At 59.5% G+C, this 17,059-nt stretch carries 13 protein-coding genes; 4 read left to right on the top strand and 9 right to left on the bottom strand.

Annotated features, from left to right (window positions below):
- Positions 1-151 precede the first annotated feature (151 nt).
- Complete coding sequence (locus tag NZK35_RS21475; protein ID WP_259634577.1) at positions 152-1,615, top strand: Gfo/Idh/MocA family protein; 1,464 nt, start codon at positions 152-154, stop codon at positions 1,613-1,615.
- 215 nt (positions 1,616-1,830) lie between these two features.
- Here NZK35_RS21475 and NZK35_RS21470 read toward each other — a convergent pair whose 3' ends face one another.
- The 3 genes from NZK35_RS21470 to NZK35_RS21460 form a co-directional block, all read right to left on the bottom strand.
- Positions 1,831-2,319 carry a GNAT family N-acetyltransferase gene (locus NZK35_RS21470; RefSeq protein WP_259634576.1) on the bottom strand — a complete coding sequence of 163 codons (489 nt, stop codon included), beginning with the start codon at positions 2,317-2,319 and terminating at the stop codon, positions 1,831-1,833.
- Positions 2,320-2,433: 114 nt separating this feature from the next.
- On the bottom strand, positions 2,434-3,369 hold the full coding sequence (locus NZK35_RS21465; RefSeq protein ID WP_259634575.1) for a DUF1559 domain-containing protein: 936 nt from the start codon (positions 3,367-3,369) through the stop codon (positions 2,434-2,436).
- 70 nt (positions 3,370-3,439) lie between these two features.
- Positions 3,440-4,114 carry a hypothetical protein gene (locus NZK35_RS21460; protein ID WP_259634574.1) on the bottom strand — a complete coding sequence of 225 codons (675 nt, stop codon included), beginning with the start codon at positions 4,112-4,114 and terminating at the stop codon, positions 3,440-3,442.
- On the opposite strand from NZK35_RS21460, the gene NZK35_RS21455 reads away from it, so the two are divergent.
- From NZK35_RS21455 to NZK35_RS21445, 3 genes are all read left to right on the top strand, one after another.
- Positions 4,113-5,126 (top strand): DMT family transporter, encoded by a 1,014-nt coding sequence (locus tag NZK35_RS21455; protein ID WP_259634573.1) that lies wholly within the window; start codon positions 4,113-4,115, stop codon positions 5,124-5,126. The genes NZK35_RS21460 and NZK35_RS21455 overlap by 2 nt on opposite strands.
- Positions 5,127-5,230: 104 nt before the next feature.
- Positions 5,231-6,274: a galactitol-1-phosphate 5-dehydrogenase gene (locus NZK35_RS21450; RefSeq protein ID WP_259634572.1), complete on the top strand. Its 1,044-nt coding sequence runs from the start codon at positions 5,231-5,233 to the stop codon at positions 6,272-6,274.
- Positions 6,275-6,310: 36 nt separating this feature from the next.
- The gene (locus NZK35_RS21445) at positions 6,311-7,435 is read left to right on the top strand and encodes an aldose epimerase family protein (protein ID WP_407699815.1); all 1,125 of its coding nucleotides are present in this window, start codon (positions 6,311-6,313) and stop codon (positions 7,433-7,435) included.
- A 64-nt stretch (positions 7,436-7,499) separates the two neighbouring features.
- Here NZK35_RS21445 and NZK35_RS21440 read toward each other — a convergent pair whose 3' ends face one another.
- The 6 genes from NZK35_RS21440 to NZK35_RS21415 all read right to left on the bottom strand — a co-directional run bounded on the left by NZK35_RS21440 (position 7,500) and on the right by NZK35_RS21415 (position 16,941).
- Positions 7,500-7,781: a membrane or secreted protein gene (locus NZK35_RS21440; RefSeq protein WP_259634571.1), complete on the bottom strand. Its 282-nt coding sequence runs from the start codon at positions 7,779-7,781 to the stop codon at positions 7,500-7,502.
- 106 nt (positions 7,782-7,887) lie between these two features.
- Positions 7,888-9,495 carry a serine/threonine protein kinase gene (locus NZK35_RS21435; RefSeq protein WP_259634570.1) on the bottom strand — a complete coding sequence of 536 codons (1,608 nt, stop codon included), beginning with the start codon at positions 9,493-9,495 and terminating at the stop codon, positions 7,888-7,890.
- Between the two features lie 172 nt (positions 9,496-9,667).
- On the bottom strand, positions 9,668-11,566 hold the full coding sequence (locus NZK35_RS21430) for a c-type cytochrome (RefSeq protein WP_259634569.1): 1,899 nt from the start codon (positions 11,564-11,566) through the stop codon (positions 9,668-9,670).
- Positions 11,567-11,856: 290 nt separating this feature from the next.
- Positions 11,857-14,559 (bottom strand): PVC-type heme-binding CxxCH protein, encoded by a 2,703-nt coding sequence (locus NZK35_RS21425; RefSeq protein ID WP_259634568.1) that lies wholly within the window; start codon positions 14,557-14,559, stop codon positions 11,857-11,859.
- A 261-nt stretch (positions 14,560-14,820) separates the two neighbouring features.
- Entirely contained in the window at positions 14,821-15,987 is a 1,167-nt protein-coding gene (locus NZK35_RS21420) for a cysteine desulfurase family protein (RefSeq protein WP_259634567.1), read from the bottom strand.
- Between the two features lie 333 nt (positions 15,988-16,320).
- On the bottom strand, positions 16,321-16,941 hold the full coding sequence (locus tag NZK35_RS21415; RefSeq protein WP_259634566.1) for a phosphoesterase: 621 nt from the start codon (positions 16,939-16,941) through the stop codon (positions 16,321-16,323).
- Positions 16,942-17,059 lie beyond the last annotated feature (118 nt).

The following is a 17,059-nucleotide window of genomic DNA, read 5'->3' as shown; positions in this document are numbered from 1 at the left end:
CGCGAGCCGTCCGGTTGCAGCTCAATAGCACCTTGAAACACCGGAGGGCTCGCGCCCTGCTGCTAACAATCAAACGGAACGCGGTCACACGCCACCTACCGGCATTTGTTATCTTCAAGCACTCCCCCTCCCACGCCCACAGGATTGCCCCATGACGTCACCACAGTCTCCCAAGCCTTCGCGTGTTTCTCGGAGGACCTTTCATCGAGCCGCGGCGACGACGTTCGGGGCGGCCGCCGGCTTTCACTTCTTTCCCGCGTTGGCCGACAAGAAACTTGAAAAGCCGACGCTGGCGGCGATCGGTGCCGGCGGCAAGGGGCTGTCGGATATTAACGGTGCCGCCAAAGCCGGGTTTCAGGTCGTTTCGCTGGTGGACGTCGTCGATGCACGACGCCTGGGCAATCTGTCGGGTGACAAGAAAGCCGTCTCGCGTTTGAAGAAACTCTCCGGCGTGCGAGAACAGTACAACGATGCCTCGTTCTACCGCGACTACCGCGAAATGCTGGCCGACGCGGGAGACAAGGTCGATGCCGTGACCGTCTCGACGCCCGACCACCACCACTTCCACGCCTCGGCGATGGCGATGCTGGCGGGGAAACATGTCTATTGCCAAAAACCATTGACGCATGGGATTTGGGAAGCACGAATGCTCAACGAGTTGGCCAACCGAACCGGCGTCAAAACGCAAATGGGAAACCAGGCCCACGCCAACGACCACATGCGACGCTGCGTCGAACTGGTCCGCGCGGGCATCGTCGGCAAGGTCCAAGAAATCCATGCCTGGACCAACCGACCGATCTGGCCACAAGGCTTTGCCAAGCCGCCCGAAAAAGAGCCCGTCCCCGACGCGATCGATTGGCAACAATGGTGCGGGCCGGCTCCGTTTGTCGATTACAGTTCACGCATCGCACCCTTCGCCTGGCGCGGATGGTGGGACTATGGAACCGGCGCCCTTGGCGACATGGCCTGCCACATCATGGACATGGGTTTCTGGGCGATGGATGCCAAATCGGCGCGCAGTGTTCGGGCCACCCAGGCCGGCGCCACCGATCTTTCCCCGCCAATCAACTCGGTCTTGAAATGGGAATTTGATGCGACACCGTACTCCGCCCAAAACGGGTTCGCGTATCACTGGTACGACGGCTACATCGATGCCAAGTTTGATCGCCAGAGTTGGCAATTGATCAAGAACGGTGACGAGTACAACCACCCCAGCAAAGAAGTCTTGGGGGACGTCGATTTTTCACGCTATGGAAGCGTGATCATCGGAGACGCCGGCAAACTATTCTTCAATCGATCCCGCAACAATTGGGTGTTGGAAACGGGCGAGTCGATCGACGGGTTTGATTGGCCGGACCAGTCGCTGCCGCGGGCCAGTGAACAAAACAGCTACGTCGAATGGATGGACGCGGTCTCCGGCAAGATCGATCAAGCCGCATCGCACTTCGGACACTCCGGTCCGATGACCGAGATGATCTTGTTGGGCGTGATCGCCCAACGCAACCCCGAGGAAACACTGCGGTGGGATTCCCGATCGATGACCATCCGAGGACGCGATGACCTGAGCAAACTGGTCCGCCGCGAGTATCGCAAGGGCTGGGAGTCACCGGTTTAGCGCCCCCCGCCGGCCGCTCACCGGTTTGTTGAATGAATTGAGAAAGTGAAACTAATAATGAGCCGCTGGCCGTAAGGCCCCGGGCATTGCGCCGGGCCCGGCCGCTCACGCGTCACGGCTCACTAAATCAACAAGCCGTCACGCGTCCCGCCGACATCCCAGCACGCCGCGTCAGCCAGTGGCGCGCGACACAACCCGACCGAATCCTGCGGGCTTCATTGCGGTAAGGTCAATTGAAAGTACGCGACGTCCAGCCAGCGATCAAACTTTCGGCCGACTTCGGTGAATCGGGCGACTTCCTTAAAACCGAGCGACCTCTGAAGCTCCATGCTGGCAACGTGCTCGGTGCAGACGCCACCGATCAAAACATGAAACCCGAGGGAGGAGGCTCGTTCGATCAGATCCTTCAACAGCGTTCGCCCGATCCCACGTCGATGCCACCCGCTAGCGATGTAAAACGAAACCTCGGCGGTTTCGGAATAAGCCGGGCGTGGATGCCACTGGGTCAGCGAAGCCCACCCGACGACGGTCCCATCAACACAGTAAACCGTCACCGGATGCCGCTCGCCGTGCGCCCTCAGCCAGGCCAGCCGATCCTCGACCGATTCAGGCTCGGTGTGAAACGTACACGTGGAAGTGCGAACGTAGTGGTTGTAGATTTCGCAGATGGCGGGCGCGTCGGATTCCGTAGCGAGCCTGATCATTGCCTCCATCAACTCCCTCGGGTCGTCAACAATGTACGGAAACAATGCATGGAAACGGAAAAAGCAAACAAAGACGCGCTGCCGCCTACGCCAAAAGGGAGCCGCGCCGGGGTATTAGAACTCTTCGACGATCTCGTTGCCATGGCGTGTCGCCAGGGCGTCGTAAAGTTCGGCGTCGATGTTCTCGGTGATCGCGCGGACAGACCCGTCGCAAAGGGCAAATTGGCATAGACCGACGTGGGGAGCGGCGAGACCTTTGTCATCGCCATCCTTCTGGTTGGGGCGAAATTGGGTTTCAAACAGCACCATGTGTCCGTGGTCGTCGTCCAGTTCGTCGATGTCACGAACCGCCGCACTCCAAGCGTTCTCAAACGAACTGTGGCCTCCCACGGTCGGTTGGCTCATTGGGATCGGTCCATTGTGGCGTTCGCCGAATGCCAGGGTGTTGGACAGTCCGTCGATGATCGCCGCCACCCGCGTCCGGCTGTTGCGATAAAACACGCCTCGGCCCGCGGTCGGGGTGTCGTCCAAGTTGGTCGATGCGTCGGCGGGTCCCCAGCTGGCCGCGTAACTGGCCGCCGCGTACTGTTCGATCGGATCGGATGAATCGTCACGGATCACGAACGCGTCCGCCGAATAGGTATCGCTGGGGCACAAGAACACTTCCAACGGTTTCTCCCGGGCGTCTTGGTTTTCGGGCGTCCAAATCGGCCGGTTGTAATCAAACAACACTGCGACTTGCCCCTGTTCCAGTTGTGGCAACATCGCCGCTCCCCAAGCCAGTCCCATGTGGTTGGCCGGCCGCATGGGAGTTCCCTGGGGACCGGGCTTGTGCAAGTAGCCGGAGGGAAACACTTTGAACGTCGCTTCGTAATTATGAAGCCCGAGCGCCAGCTGTTTCAGATTGTTCTGACACGACATCCGCCGAGCAGCTTCCCGAGCGGCCTGGACCGCCGGCAGCAACAATCCGACCAGGATTCCGATAATCGCGATCACGACCAGCAATTCGACGAGGGTGAAGGCGGACCGGCGGGGCGATACGTGATTCATGTTGTTTCGAATGGCAAGGTTGGACGAAGAAGAAAAATCTGGCGGCTAAGTTTTTCATCGGCAGAACAGACTACTCTACAACCACGTCTAGTTCACCCATTCGGTAGAAGACATTCTCTGAAACATCAAACGCGTGGCCCCCCGCGTCGACCGTCCATTCAGTGAGCCGAATTTTGCTGCCTTCCTCCGCAAACAGAGCTTGTATTTGGGGTGGCAACGCTGCTTCGTATCCGCCTTCCTGACCGTTTTTTTCCAGATCCAGAGTCAGTGCGGCGGTTTCGACGGTCAGGCGAAGGACCGGGGGCGAAGGACCGACATCCCAGGATCCCCACTGACCGTCGTCGGTTTCAAAGAGGAAGTAAACCGTCAATCGATCCGGAACCCACTCGACGATCTCCAGGTGTGGCCCCAAAGGAACGGAACGCGTCGATGGCTGACTCGCCGAAGTTAGCTCGCCCCGCCAGCGCAAACTCACGATGTGTCCTCCGTGTGGAGCGGACCAGTGTCGGTGCCCATGGGCGTGGGGATGGGTGTGAGCGCCGCTGAAGTTGTCGCCATGGTCGTGGTCATGGCGGTGCGGATCACCGTGAAGATGTTTGTGATCGTGCGTCAAATCCGACTGGGTATCGATGACGACAACGTGCTCCGGCGGCGCGGAGGTGCCGCAGCCGGTACAGCCGATCAACAGGGCCCAAACCGCGGCGGACCAAACGATAGAGATGCCGGTGGCGGTGGTACGTTTCATGACTCAATTGTATGGCATCACCAAGTCGTTGCCGATTCTCCCGCGGCAGCGTGACTTCCCCTTTGCCGCCGGTCCGCTAGGCTATCGGTCCCTCCGCCACCCCCAACCTGCCGTGCTCGACGACTCCTATCACCTGCTGTTTCCGCTCGCCGCCAGCGTTCTTTTCGCATGTGGCCTGCTTTTTTTGAAACGGGCAACCCTCGAAGGGGCGAATCCGTGGACGGTGTCGTTGGTCGCCAATCTGTGGGCGGCGACGCTGTTTTCGGGGTTTTGGTTTCTCGAAAGCGAACCGGTCCACGTCTGGTTGCTCTGGCAACCGGCACTCGTGGCGGTGTTTTACATCAGCGGCCAGATGGGGACGTTTTTTGCGATCACGCACGGCGATGTTTCGATCGCGGCGCCGTTGTTCGGCATCAAAGTGTTGTTGGTGGCGATTCTGGCGACGTTGATCGGTGGACAAAGTCTGCCGACGGCGATTTGGTTGGCGGCCACACTGGCGACCATCGGCATCGCGCTGGTTCAGTGGACCGGGGCGGGCACCCACAGCCGCATCGGCTACACGATTCTCAGTGCGATGGCTGCCAGCACGTCCTTTTCGATCTTCGACGTACTGGTCCAGCGGTTCTGCTCATCGCCGACCGCGGCATGGTCATCCGGGCGTTTTTTGCCGATCATGTTCTGGTTCGTCGCCAGCTTCTCGACCGTCTTTTTGGTCGGCTTCCAGCGGGAAAAATTTGCGATCCCCGCGGTCCGGCGTTCCCTCTTGATCGGCGGGTTGCTGATCGGTTTACAGGCGCTGTGCATCGTCTTCACCCTGTCCGCCTTCGGCGACGCACCGCGGGTGAACGTGGTTTATTCGATGCGGGGCATCTGGGGCGTCTTGCTGGCCTGGGGGGCGGCGTTGATCTGGGGTGGTAGCGAAGCGAGTTTATCGCGAAAAACGATGGTGTTTCGCCTCGGCGGAGCCCTGATGATCACCATTTCGGTCGTGATCGCGATTCTGTTTGGATAAGACTCGCAAACGCTCGAAGCTGCATCTCATTGCGTTAAACTCGTTATCTTTTAGGCTAGCGGTCCGATTCCGTTTCACCTCACCCCTGACCGAGATCTTGACGCATGAAAGCGATGCTGTTGACCGAATACAAACACCTGGAAGTCACCGAAGTGGACGACCCCACGGTCGGGCCAAACGATCTGTTGGTTCAAGTGAAAGCGTGTGGCATCTGCGGCAGCGACATCCACGGGTACGACGGCAGCAGCGGGCGTCGGATTCCGCCCTTGGTGATGGGCCACGAAGCCTCCGGAATCGTTGCGGAAATTGGCAGCGAAGTGACCGGTTTTGCCGTCGGTGATCACGTGACGTTCGATTCCACCGTTTCGTGCGGCGATTGTTTTCATTGCCGCCGCGGCGAGATCAACCTGTGCGACAACCGCACCGTCCTGGGCGTCTCGTGTGGCGAGTATCGTCGTCACGGTGCGTTCGCCGAACTGGTCTCGGTGCCCCAACACATTTGCTACCGCTTGCCCGACGAGATGCCGTTTGAACACGCCGCGTTGATCGAAGCGGTCTCGGTGGCCGTCCACGCGGCCAACCGAACGCCGGTCCAATTGGGTGATACGGCGGTGGTCGTCGGCAGCGGCATGATCGGATTGTTGACCATCCAAGCGATCCGACTGGCCGGCTGCGCCAAAGTGATCGCGGTGGATTTGGACCAGGACCGTTTGGACGCCGCGTTGTCACTCGGGGCCGACGTGGCGCTCAAGGCCGACGAGGTCGATGTCGCCGAAGAGGTTCGAAAATTGACCGGTGGCCGCGGCGCCGATGTGGCGTTGGAAGTCGTCGGCGCCAGCGCGACGATCGACACCGCCATCGCCTGCCTGCGTAAAGGCGGCTCGATCACGCTGGTCGGCAATCTGGCACCGCGCGTCGAAGTCCCCCTGCAAGCGATCGTCACCCGAGAATTGAACGTTTTCGGCACATGCGCCTCGTGTGGCGAGTACCCTGCATGCATTGAATTGATGCGGAGCGGCGCCATTCAGGTCGCACCGCTGATTACCGCGACGGCAACACTCGAAGAAGGCCCCGAATGGTTCTCACGTCTTTATGCCGGTGAGAAGGGCGCGATGAAGGTGGTCATTCAACCGGGCGTGTCGGCGTAGTCTCTCCCAAATTTATCCCTCCCAATTCTTCCGATCATGAAACCAATCTCCGCGATCCTTCGGCCATGCTTCGGCCTCGTCCTGATGTCCGTCCTGCTGCTTCCACAGGTCGGCAAGGCGGTTGAAGTCGAAACGGCCGATGACATTCAGTTCTACACGTTAAAAAATGCCAACGGCATGACGGTGCGGATCACCAATTATGGTGCGATCATCATGTCCATCGTGGTCCCGGATCGCGAAGGAAACATGGCCGACATTGCACTCGGCTACAACGACATCGCCAGCTACACCAACGCCGTCGATAAACCCTATTTTGGTGCCGTCGTCGGTCGTTACGGGAATCGAATCGCAAAGGGCAAGTTCACCATCGATGACCAAGAGTACTCGCTGGCGATCAACAACCCGCCGAATAGCCTGCACGGCGGAATCATCGGCTTTGACAAAGTCATCTGGAACGGCAGCGTCGACGATGAAACCAACGCGGTGACACTGTCCTACCTGGCCAAGGACGGTGAAGAAGGCTACCCGGGAAATCTAAATTGCTCGGTGACCTATCGGTTGACCGACGAGAATGCAATCGAAATCGATTATCTGGCCACGACCGATAAGGCGACCCCGATCAACCTGACCCAGCACACGTACTTCAACCTCAAGGGCGAGGGCGAAGGCACGATTCTGGGCCACGAACTGATGATCAACGCCCGCCGTTTTACCCCCGTTGATGAAACGTTGATCCCGACCGGCAAGACTCCGGCCGTCCAAGGAACCCCGTTCGATTTCACGACCGCAAAACCGATCGGCCGCGACATCGCCGCTGAAAACGAACAGTTGAAATTCGGCGGCGGCTACGACCACAACTGGGTCCTGGACAAGGGCGGCCAGACCGGCGAGATGACGCTGGCCGCAACCGTTTACGAACCCAAGACCGGACGCGTGCTAGAAGTCTCGACTACCGAACCAGGCCTGCAGTTCTACTGCGGGAATTTTCTCGACGGACGACTGACCGGAAAATCGGGAAAAAGCTACGTCCACCGCGGCGGCTTCTGTCTGGAAACCCAACACTATCCCGACAGCCCCAATCAGCCGAACTTCCCCTCGACGATCCTGAAACCAGACGACGAGTACGCGACCAAGACGATCTTTAAGTTCTCGACGCGCTGAACAAGTTCTTGCGGCATGCAGAGCATGCCCTACGCCAGAGTTCTTGCGGCATGCACAGCATGCCCTACGGCAGCAACCAGGGCGTGACTTGGTTTTTCATCTGGTTTCGCACCGGAAGTGCCAACGGATTCTGGTAGTCCGGCGGGCGCATGGAGTTGTCGTCCGGACCGATGTCGGCTTGTGGAAACGGGTCGTGGACGACCGCGTTGGCTTGCTGGTAATTCATCGGCCCCGGCGGAGCGACCCAGCCGCGGTTGACCAAGCTCTGGCAGCCCGTCATGCCGGTCATCGCTAAGGCCAGCCCCAAACCGCCACAACGGCATCGTCGATTCAATCGTGTGTCCATCTTCCATCCCATCAAGTGGCGTAAGCTTCCAGCTTGCGAGCCGTGGCGTAAGCTTCCAGCTTGCCCGGCAGCGTACTGAAACCGTCCACTCGGGCGGTAGCCCAATTCATTTGTTCCGGCGGCGATAGTGCTGGCTGATCGCCAAGATCGAGACCAGATACATCGTGCCGAACAGCAGCGGAGCGATCTCAGGCAACCAGGCCATCAGCGGGGCGACCAAGAAAAACGCGATGCCTGCCAGGGCCGAGCCTCCCCAGATGTGACCGGCCATTGCCACAAAGGCGAATCCGCTGAGTGCGGAGGCGAGCGGAAACAACGCGGAATGATTGATGCCACCGATGACCAGCAAAATATTGATGACCGCCAACGCACTCAGATAGCCCAGCCAGATCGACCAGACCGGGCGTTCGGCGATACTGCGCGGAGACAGCGACCCGTCGCGGGCTCGATAAATCGTTCCGATGATCAGCGTGAACATCGTCAATCGCGGAATCCAATAGGCGATCGACGGTGGAAAATTCATCTGCAGCAAGACAAAGATCAAGACGTGCGTGACGAAGATGATCAAACCCAGCAACAGCAGCGTCCCGTGCCAAAGCAGAAAATGATCCTGATGCTGGTCGCGCCCGATCTCGCGGGCCACCCGTTCGATCAATCCGCTGCCGGCCGCTTTGATGGTGTCACCGGCAAGAAAGCGATCCAGATCGTCGGCCAGTTCGTCGGCGGATTGGTAGCGACATTCGGGTTCGTACCGAATCGCTTTGAGACAAATGTTCTCGAGATCGCGTGATAATTGCGGGCGATAGCTGCGTGGCAAACTCGGTTCGTCTTGCAACACGCTTCGGATCACTTCGGCCGGGTTGGAACCCTCGTGCGGTGGCACGCCGGTGATCAGTGCATAGAGCATCGCGCCGAGAGAATAAACGTCCGAGGCGACGCCCGATCCGGCGTTCCCTGCCGCCTGTTCCGGACTCATGTAATTGGGCGTCCCCAACACCTGTCCCGTCCGTGTCAACATCGTCCCCTCGCAACTCCATTTGGCCAGCCCGAAATCGGTCACCAACGGTCGGCCTTCTTTGTCGATCAGAATGTTGTCCGGTTTCAGGTCACGGTGCACGATCCCCGCCCGATGTGCGTAGGCGACGGCCCGGGCAATCTCGCGGACCATTTCGGCGGCGCGGGTGTCGCCCAGCGATTGGTCATCGACAAACTGCTGCAACGTCGGCCCGTCGACCAACGTCATCGAAAAATACTCGTGGCCGTTCCAGGTCCCGATTTCGTGAATCGAAATGATCCCGGGATGGTCCAACCGGGCCGCCGATTCGGCTTCCATCCGAAACCGTTTGCGTTCTTCTTCGCTGGCCAGCACCCCGCTGCTGATCAACTTCACCGCGACCGGGCGATCGAGTCCGGATTGACGGGCGCGATAAACAACCCCCATGCCTCCGCGGGCGATCTCGGATTCGATCCGGTACGACCCGATCTCCTGACCACACAGCGACACGATCTGCGGCGGCGGCGTCTCGCCCATCCAGTGATGGTTCCGAAAAAAGCTACACAACTCTTCGGCATGCTGCGGGTGGCGCGCCAAATATTCCGACGGGTCGGGCGACTGCCCGTCTTCGAGACGCTGCAGATACTCCGCCAAAATCTCGTCCAAGGCGTCATCGCCGTCGGCCGGAGTCTCGTTCGAATTGGTTTTGTCGGTAGCCATTGGTCAACTATAACCGAAGAGAGGCCGTTCGAGCGTAGGTCAGGCTGTGCCTGGCGGCCCGTTGGCATGCACAGCATGCCCTACTGCAGGCCCGTTGGCATGCACAGCATGCCCTGCTGCAGGCCCGTTGGCATGCACAGCATGCCCTACTGCAGCTGCGTTCGACCACCGACTACTTCTCCTTCGCCTCGTCGACCGATTTCAAGTATGCCATCAAATCCAGCACTTCGTCCTGGCTGTACTGGTCCATCAACGCCTTGGGCATCATCGATGTTGCACTGCGTTTGATGACTTCGATGTCGTCCTGCAGGATGATCACCGGTTCTTTGGCTTCGGGGTTGGTCAACAGCGTGACGGTGTCGTCATTTTCATCGACCACGATGCCCGACAGTGTTTTACCATCGACGGTCAGAATGATCTGCATCGCGTACTTGCTGTCGATCTTGTGCGAGGGGACCAGGATCTCGCGTAGGATCCCCAGGTGATCGGACTTCCATTTGGTATAGGTGTCAGTCAGTTCGGGGCCGACCGCGCCGCCAACGTTGTTGATTTTGTGGCATCCCACACAAGACGCTTCGTTGAAGACTTTCTCGCCGATCTCCGGTGAACGGCCGCGAAGGTCCGAATCAAAGGACCCGGCAAAATCCTCCAAGGTCCACGCTTGGACGAACGAGCGGGTGCTGCCGAGAGGATTGGCCGGTTCGACCGGATTCTGGTTCCAGGCATCCAGGTCGTCGACCACGACCATCACGCCGTACATGCGGTACCAGTGTTGGGGGAAGGTACAGACATAGGGATACTCGCCCGGCTCCGACGGAGCGGTCAGAGTGATCCGTGTCGCACTGTCGGGCGCGACCATCTCGCTTGCCGCGATGACGTTGGGTGAATCGGGGACATACGGCAATCCGCCGGTGCCTTGGGGACCGGCCGCCAACCCCGCCATCGCGACTCCCTTGAGCGCGCCCGGCTGGGTGATCACCAGGTTGTGCGGCATCAGGTCGTGGTTTTCCAATAGGATCTGCACCGGACGTCCGGCTTCGACCGCAAAGTACGGAACGTCGTATCGCATCTCTTCTTCGACCGTCCCGATCTTCACGACCCGAACGGTGACCTCGCGTAGCCGGCTCCGCAACGCCCTGGATTGCTGCGGCGGGATCTTCGTCAGCAGCCGATCGACCAACTGCATCGCATCGATGAACGCGTCGGTCGTCCGCTCGGCCGCCGGCGTGACTTCGGCGAACGCAACCAGTGCTTCGGCGGCCTTGAGTGAGCTGTCGGCTTGAAAAACGGACGGTGGCAATCGCATCAGACCGCGGCAGGCGGCGAATCGCGCTGCCGGATCATCGACCTGTGTGATCAACCGCTGGTAGGTGTCGCCTTGATCGGCGGGAATGCGGGACAACGCGTCGATCGCGGCCAGTTTGACCTCTAGCGAATCCGCGGATTCGAGTTGGTCGACCGCGTAGTCGCGCTGCGCCACTTTAAGCTTTTTGTTGGGCAGTTTTCGGATGGCGGCGAGCAGCGCGACCGTGGCCTCGGCGTCCGATTTGGCAATCGATCGCGCCGCGGCGGTATCGCCGGCGGTGATCAACCCCGCCAGCGCGATCGAACCCAGCACGGGATCGTCATCGCCGGCCACCTCCGACAGCACGGGCTGGAGCGCCGTCAATTCTGCCGCGGGACGTTTCAACATCAGCCCGGTCAACAGATCGACCAACCGCATCTCGTCCGCGGTCTTCCTTTTCGAATTGGTGATCGTCGCCAGCATTTCCGCCGCAACCGAGCTGTCCTTCAGTTTCGCAAGCGCCTGAAACGCTTCGTCGCGAATGCCCGCCGCCATCGCGGGCCGCCCCACGATGGCCTCGTAAACCGGGATGTACTTTTTGTCATCCGTTGAGCGGGGCACGAGCAACAGGCGTTCGTCATTCAGCCGCCCCAATTGATACGCGACGATGCGTGGCGACTTGTCCAGAAAGATTGTCGGCGGCTCCGCGTCCTTTGCCAGACACGATGCGGAGAAGGCGATCTGGACCAAGACGACGACGATGAAGAAGCGTGAAAGCAAACGCATGGTTTGAATGAAAGGGTGGAGGTGATGGGGGGTGGTATCGTGTTTTCTTTCCAATACCCTGGCTCCCTTCTGCCCCGGCTTTGCGCACAGAGAAGGGCTGGGGATGAGGGGGCAAGCTTTACAGAATTGCGGTAATCGATCGCTCCGGCGTGCACGTTGGATTGCCCCTCACCCCCGGCCCCTCTCCCCGAAGCGGGGCGAGGGGAGCCCGAGTAGAAAAAGGTCCGCCAGGGCGACCACCGGCTACTCGCTTTCACTCCTCTCGGGGTGAAGGCAATCGGGCGGGAGACCTACTGTTCCAGTTGACGCATCGTTTCATCGAGCGTGTACTGCAAGTAGTCGTCCATGTCGTATTCCAACACGCCGAGGGCCATTTCGATCGCGTCGTCTCCTTCGAGGAAACTGATCGCACGAACGGCTTCCAGGCGAACCGTCGGATGCTCATCGTGAACGGCTTTGGCGAAGCGATCGGCGTGATCGGGGATCGCGTGCATCATGTGCGACGTCAGCCGGACACATGCCGCACGGGCTCGATCGTTCTCCGAAGCCGACAGCTTGTCCAGCAAATCGGTCCGCACCTGGTTGTGCGTTTGATACATCCACAGGGCTTCCATTTGCTGATGTTCGACGTTGGGATCCGATGCGTCCAAGCCGGCCACCCAGGCGTCGAGCGCCTTCAATACCGGTCCGCTGTCGCGTGCGGCCAATTCACGTCGTGCGCGATAACGCGTTCGGTCTTCGGGTGACTTCAGCAATTCCAGCAACTCGGGAATCGTCGCACCATCGATTTTGGCGGGCTCGAGCAACGGGCGTTCTTTGTGCGTGACGCGCCAGATGCGACCGTGGGAATGATCGCGACTGGGATCGCGCAGGTTGTGTTGCAAGTGACCGATCAAGGCGTTGTGCCAGTCGACGATGTACAGCGAGCCGTCCGGTGCGAACTGAAGATCGACGGGTCGGAAGTTTCCGTCGCGGCAAGAGAGCAGCATCTCGACTTCCTCGCCGACAAAACCGCTGCCGTTTTCCGCGGGCGTGATTTTGTGGTTCAGAATCGCGCGTTCACCGATCACGTTGGTGACCAGGAAGTTGCCTTGCATGTCATCGGGAAAATGGCGACTGGAGACGATCGCGCACCCGGCCAACGGTCGAATCCGTTTGGGATAGAACGTCGGGAACTTGTACTTGGGGTCGCCGCCGGCCATCGACGCGACGCGACCGTGCTGGCTCCCGCCGGGATGCTTGTTGGGGAACTCCACATGACCGCTGATCGGAGCAGCCCAATAGGCGTTTCCGGGTGATGCGTCACCGATGAAGTCTTGGCCCCATTTGTCGTAGCAGTAGCCCCAGGGGTTGGCGAACGCGAACGAGGCGTGAACGTCCAAACGTTCCGTTCGCGGATTGTATTTCCAAATCCCGGCCTCGGCCAAACGACGCACGCCGTAAGGTGACTCAACAGCCGAAAATTTGAACGTGCCTTCTTCGAAGTACAGGTTGCCGCCGGGCCCCCATTCGAACGCCGCGATGCCGTGGTGCGAGTCGGCCGAATCGAAACCGATCAATTGCCGCGTCACCTCATCGGCTTTGTCATCACCGTCGGTGTCTTTGATGAACCAGATATCGGGCTGGCGAGACACGTAGGCACCCCCGTGGCCGAGTTCGAATCCGGTCGGTTGATGCAACCCTTCGGCAAACACTTTGCAAACATCGGCGGCATGGTCGCCGTCGTTGTCTTCAAAGATCAACAGTTTGTCGTTCATCGGGGACTTGGGTTTCCAGTGCGGGTACGACTTCATCGTCGCGACCCACAATCGTCCCTTGCTGTCGAAATTCAGCGCGACCGGGTTGGACAATTCGGGAAATTGCTCTTCCGATGCGACCAATTGGATTTCATAGCCGTCGGCCAAATCGAACAATTTAATTTGCTCAGCAGCGGGCAGGTATTCCAACGATCCGAGTTTACCGGCTTTGGCATTCCTGTCGTTCGGCGTGCCGACGTTGGTGGTCGGGTTGAGGAACGGCAGCGTTTTCGAATCATCGATGGTTTCCGATACCGGCTTGCCGGCGGCCACCGCCCAAATGCGGGCGTCGCGAATCGCCGTCATCTCGTCCAGGATCGCCCGTTCACGTTCCATCACGATGCGGTTGTTGTACTTGCGGTCTCCGTCTTGTCCCGCCAGGCCGCGATCACCGTAGATGGAAAACCCGTTGACGGCGCGATAGCGATGGAACCAGTGAAAGTTCTTGTCGTCGATCTCGTTCTTCAGATCCAGATTGATTGCCGCGGTAAGCTCGTTGCCGAACAACGCCTGATCCAAGATCGGTGCCAACGCGTCGTATCCGACGTCGTTCAAGTGAAACCCGTTGATCGTCAAACGCTGCGGGGAGTTTTCAAACAGCACCCGGGTGGGCGTGAACAAATCGACGAAGACGACATCAGTTTGCGACGCGACGTCCGACATCGCTTCGGTATACAGCGCCAAGTTTTTATTTTGTTCTTCGCCATCGGAAAGATTCGGATCGTCCGAGCCTTCGAACGCGATCGGCGACACCAAGACGACTTGCGGGCGTCCCTTGCCGTAGTCCGCCGTCTTTGTCTCCGTGACCAGCTTGGTCAGGTCGGCCTTGTATTGCTTGAGACCGTTTTCGCCGGCAAACGACTCGTTGTATCCGAAGAAATACATCACCACCGAAGCCTGGCTGTGCGTCAGGTGGCTGGCCGGATCACCGAAGTTTTTCGAGCGAATTCGCGTGTAGGGTTCGTCACCGGGAAAACACAGATTTCGCACCACCAGTTCCAGTTCGGGAAAACGGGTGTGCAGCAGCGTTTCCCATTCATTTTGAACCTGCATCCGCTCACCGAGAGCGTTACCGACCAAACAGATGTGGTCGCCTTTTTGCAGTTTCAGATCAGCGGCGAGGGTGAAGTTGGAAAACAGCAGGCAGGCCAGCGCCGCAGCAGCGGCCAAGCAAACATTCCGGGTGGGTCGTTTCATGTCGGTTGAGAGATCAATTGGTGGGAAGCTGGAGGCGGGAAAGGGTCCGATGAGCATGACGTGGCATTATGCACCGCCGCCCCCAAAGACGGTAGCGAAGAATCCGTTTGTTGCGCGGAGTATCGAAGATTCTCACTGCGATTAGGCGACAATCTGTCGCGTTTTGTGACTCCCGCGCAATGCCCTGTCACCGGAGTGACGCAAAACACTTCCCCGACGCCGCAAATGCCTGTGCGGCGTTCCCAACGCTGACGACCGGACTCACGCCAGGCTTTGATAACCGGCGACCAGGATCTCGATCGCGCGGTCGATCTGCTCGGACGTGTTGAATTTGCCGATTCCGAATCGGACGCTTCGTCGAGCTTCACTTTCGCTCAACCCCAATCCCGTCAACACGTGGCTGGGTTTGGCGTCGACGCTGCTGCAGGCCGACCCGCTGCTGAACGCGACGTCGCTGCAAGCGGCCATCCACGATTCGCCTTCGATCCCCGGCAGCTGGCAATTCAGATTGCCCTCCAGTCGCATCGACGACTCCAGCGGCGGTCCATTGAGACAGATGCCGTCGATCCCCCGTCGCAATCCGTCCCAAAGTCGCACGCGCAAGTCACCGACACGTCGGGCGACCTGGGTCGATTCCGCGACGGCCAACTCGAGCGCGGTGGCCAGCGCGATGACGTTCGCCGGAGACATTGTGCCGCTGCGTACATTTCGTTGTTGACCACCGCCGACGATCATCGGTTTCAATCGGACGCGACGTCCGGGAATCCCACCGGCCATCGTCAACACGCCGACACCCTTGGGGCCGTAGAACTTGTGGGCCGACGCGCTGATCAGATCCACATCGACGCGTTGCAAATCAACCGCGATCCGTCCGACCGCTTGGGTCGCATCGCTGTGGACGAGCGCGCCGGCCTGGTGGGCGATGGCGGCGATCTGCGACATCGGTTGGATCACACCGATTTCGTTGTTCGCCCAATGCACCGAAACGAGTGCGGTGTCATCATCCATTGCCGCAGACAATTGTTCCAGATCGACCTGTCCGGCCAGCGGGTGATCGAAGCGATGGACCGGAACACGCGTGACACGAAAACCATCTTTTTCCAGCCTGGCGACGACATCCAAAACGGCAGGATGCTCGATCGTGCTGGTGACCACATGACGCCTTCGCTGTCGCGGGTGGCGGCAAATCCCGTCGATCGCCAAGTTGTTGCTCTCGGTCGCACCGCTGGTGATCAACACCGCATCGGCGGCGACCCCGAGATGCGAAGCGATCATCGCCAGCGCGGCATCCATCGCCGACTTCGCCTCTCGCCCCATTTCGTGAGACGTGCTGTGTGGGTTGCCGAAATGCTCGACCAACCACGGCATCATCTGTTCGGCGACGCGTGGATCGCACGGCGTCGTCGCGTGATTGTCCAAATAAATCATCGTGGTCTCCCAAGTGCCCTGAGCTTCCTACAGTGGCGTAAGCTTCCAGCTTGCGATCCCCGTGGCGTAAGCGCAATGCCATCTACTTTGACGCCAAGCGGAGTGTTCTTGTTAGCGGTAGGGCGCGAGCCCTCCGGTCGTTTACGGTGAAACCGGACGGCTCGCGCCGTTCCGCTAACACCTTCAGTTCTTGTTAGCGGTAGGGCGCGAGCCCTCCGGTCGTTTACGGTGAAACCGGACGGCTCGCGCCGTTCCGCTAACACCTTCAGACCGAAAGTCGATGGCGTCGGGCGTATGCCCCCAGCTTGCTCGCCGGATTGGCAAGCTGGAAGCTTACCCCACTTGTCCATACAGGGCATCGAGTGCCAACTGGCTCCACGTCTCCAGCCGCTCGTGCTGCTCGCGCAATTCATCGATGGAGACGAAGCCGCCTTCGGCCAATTCGACTTCGTTGCTGGCGACCTGCGGCGAATCGAGCACAAACCGATGCACCACGCCCAAGTGAACCTGTCCGACTTCGTTGGACGGATCGTAAATCAACCCCTCGCGGGTTTCGGTGTACTCGGCATCCAATTGAATTTCTTCAGCCAGCTCGCGTTGCATGCCGGTGGCGTAGGCATCTTTGCCGTCGGCGGCGTCTTCGCGACTGATGTGCCCACCGATGCCGATACTTCGTTTGGCGTGCAACCGTTCTTCGCCGCCACCGCCGCCGCGGGTGTAGGCGAACACATGTAGCCGGCCGGACGCGTCAGTCCATTCCAAGACGACATAGGGAATCAATTGTTTGAAACTGGGATCGACTTCCATCGCCGAACGTGGCCGATAGGACAGCAGGTCGCTTTGCAAGATCGGTCCGAGGAATCGATCGATGTCGGATTCGAATCCGTCGATCACTCCGATCTCGTCGATGACCGATGCGGGGATGACCAGGACGTGTTCTTCGTGGGTGGACATGAATGCTTGGGCAGGGCGGGGAACGATCAGTGGGAGAGGCTTTGAGCGAAAACGGGGGGCAGCCACCAAACCAAATGCTGCGAAGTGCACGGGCACTGGTGTTGGTGTGCAGGCTTCA

It is taken from the genome of Stieleria sedimenti (assembly GCF_025060895.1).
Lineage (GTDB): Bacteria > Planctomycetota > Planctomycetia > Pirellulales > Pirellulaceae > Stieleria > Stieleria sedimenti.
The sequence above is the reverse complement of the archived record's forward strand: the minus strand, read 5'-3'. Positions and strand labels throughout refer to the sequence as shown.

Bases quoted from the DNA above. Each gene is read 5' to 3' on its own strand.
- NZK35_RS21475 (WP_259634577.1), top strand. From the start codon at position 152: ATGACGTCACCACAGTCTCCCAAGCCTTCGCGTGTTTCTCGGAGGACC.
- NZK35_RS21450 (WP_259634572.1), top strand. From the start codon at position 5,231: ATGAAAGCGATGCTGTTGACCGAATACAAACACCTGGAAGTCACCGAA.
- NZK35_RS21430 (WP_259634569.1), bottom strand. From the start codon at position 11,566: ATGCGTTTGCTTTCACGCTTCTTCATCGTCGTCGTCTTGGTCCAGATC.
- NZK35_RS21470 (WP_259634576.1), bottom strand. From the start codon at position 2,319: ATGATCAGGCTCGCTACGGAATCCGACGCGCCCGCCATCTGCGAAATC.
- NZK35_RS21465 (WP_259634575.1), bottom strand. From the start codon at position 3,369: ATGAATCACGTATCGCCCCGCCGGTCCGCCTTCACCCTCGTCGAATTG.
- NZK35_RS21455 (WP_259634573.1), top strand. From the start codon at position 4,113: ATGACTCAATTGTATGGCATCACCAAGTCGTTGCCGATTCTCCCGCGG.
- NZK35_RS21420 (WP_259634567.1), bottom strand. From the start codon at position 15,987: ATGATTTATTTGGACAATCACGCGACGACGCCGTGCGATCCACGCGTC.
- NZK35_RS21460 (WP_259634574.1), bottom strand. From the start codon at position 4,114: ATGAAACGTACCACCGCCACCGGCATCTCTATCGTTTGGTCCGCCGCG.
- NZK35_RS21425 (WP_259634568.1), bottom strand. From the start codon at position 14,559: ATGAAACGACCCACCCGGAATGTTTGCTTGGCCGCTGCTGCGGCGCTG.
- NZK35_RS21445 (WP_407699815.1), top strand. From the start codon at position 6,311: ATGAAACCAATCTCCGCGATCCTTCGGCCATGCTTCGGCCTCGTCCTG.
- NZK35_RS21415 (WP_259634566.1), bottom strand. From the start codon at position 16,941: ATGTCCACCCACGAAGAACACGTCCTGGTCATCCCCGCATCGGTCATC.
- NZK35_RS21440 (WP_259634571.1), bottom strand. From the start codon at position 7,781: ATGGACACACGATTGAATCGACGATGCCGTTGTGGCGGTTTGGGGCTG.
- NZK35_RS21435 (WP_259634570.1), bottom strand. From the start codon at position 9,495: ATGGCTACCGACAAAACCAATTCGAACGAGACTCCGGCCGACGGCGAT.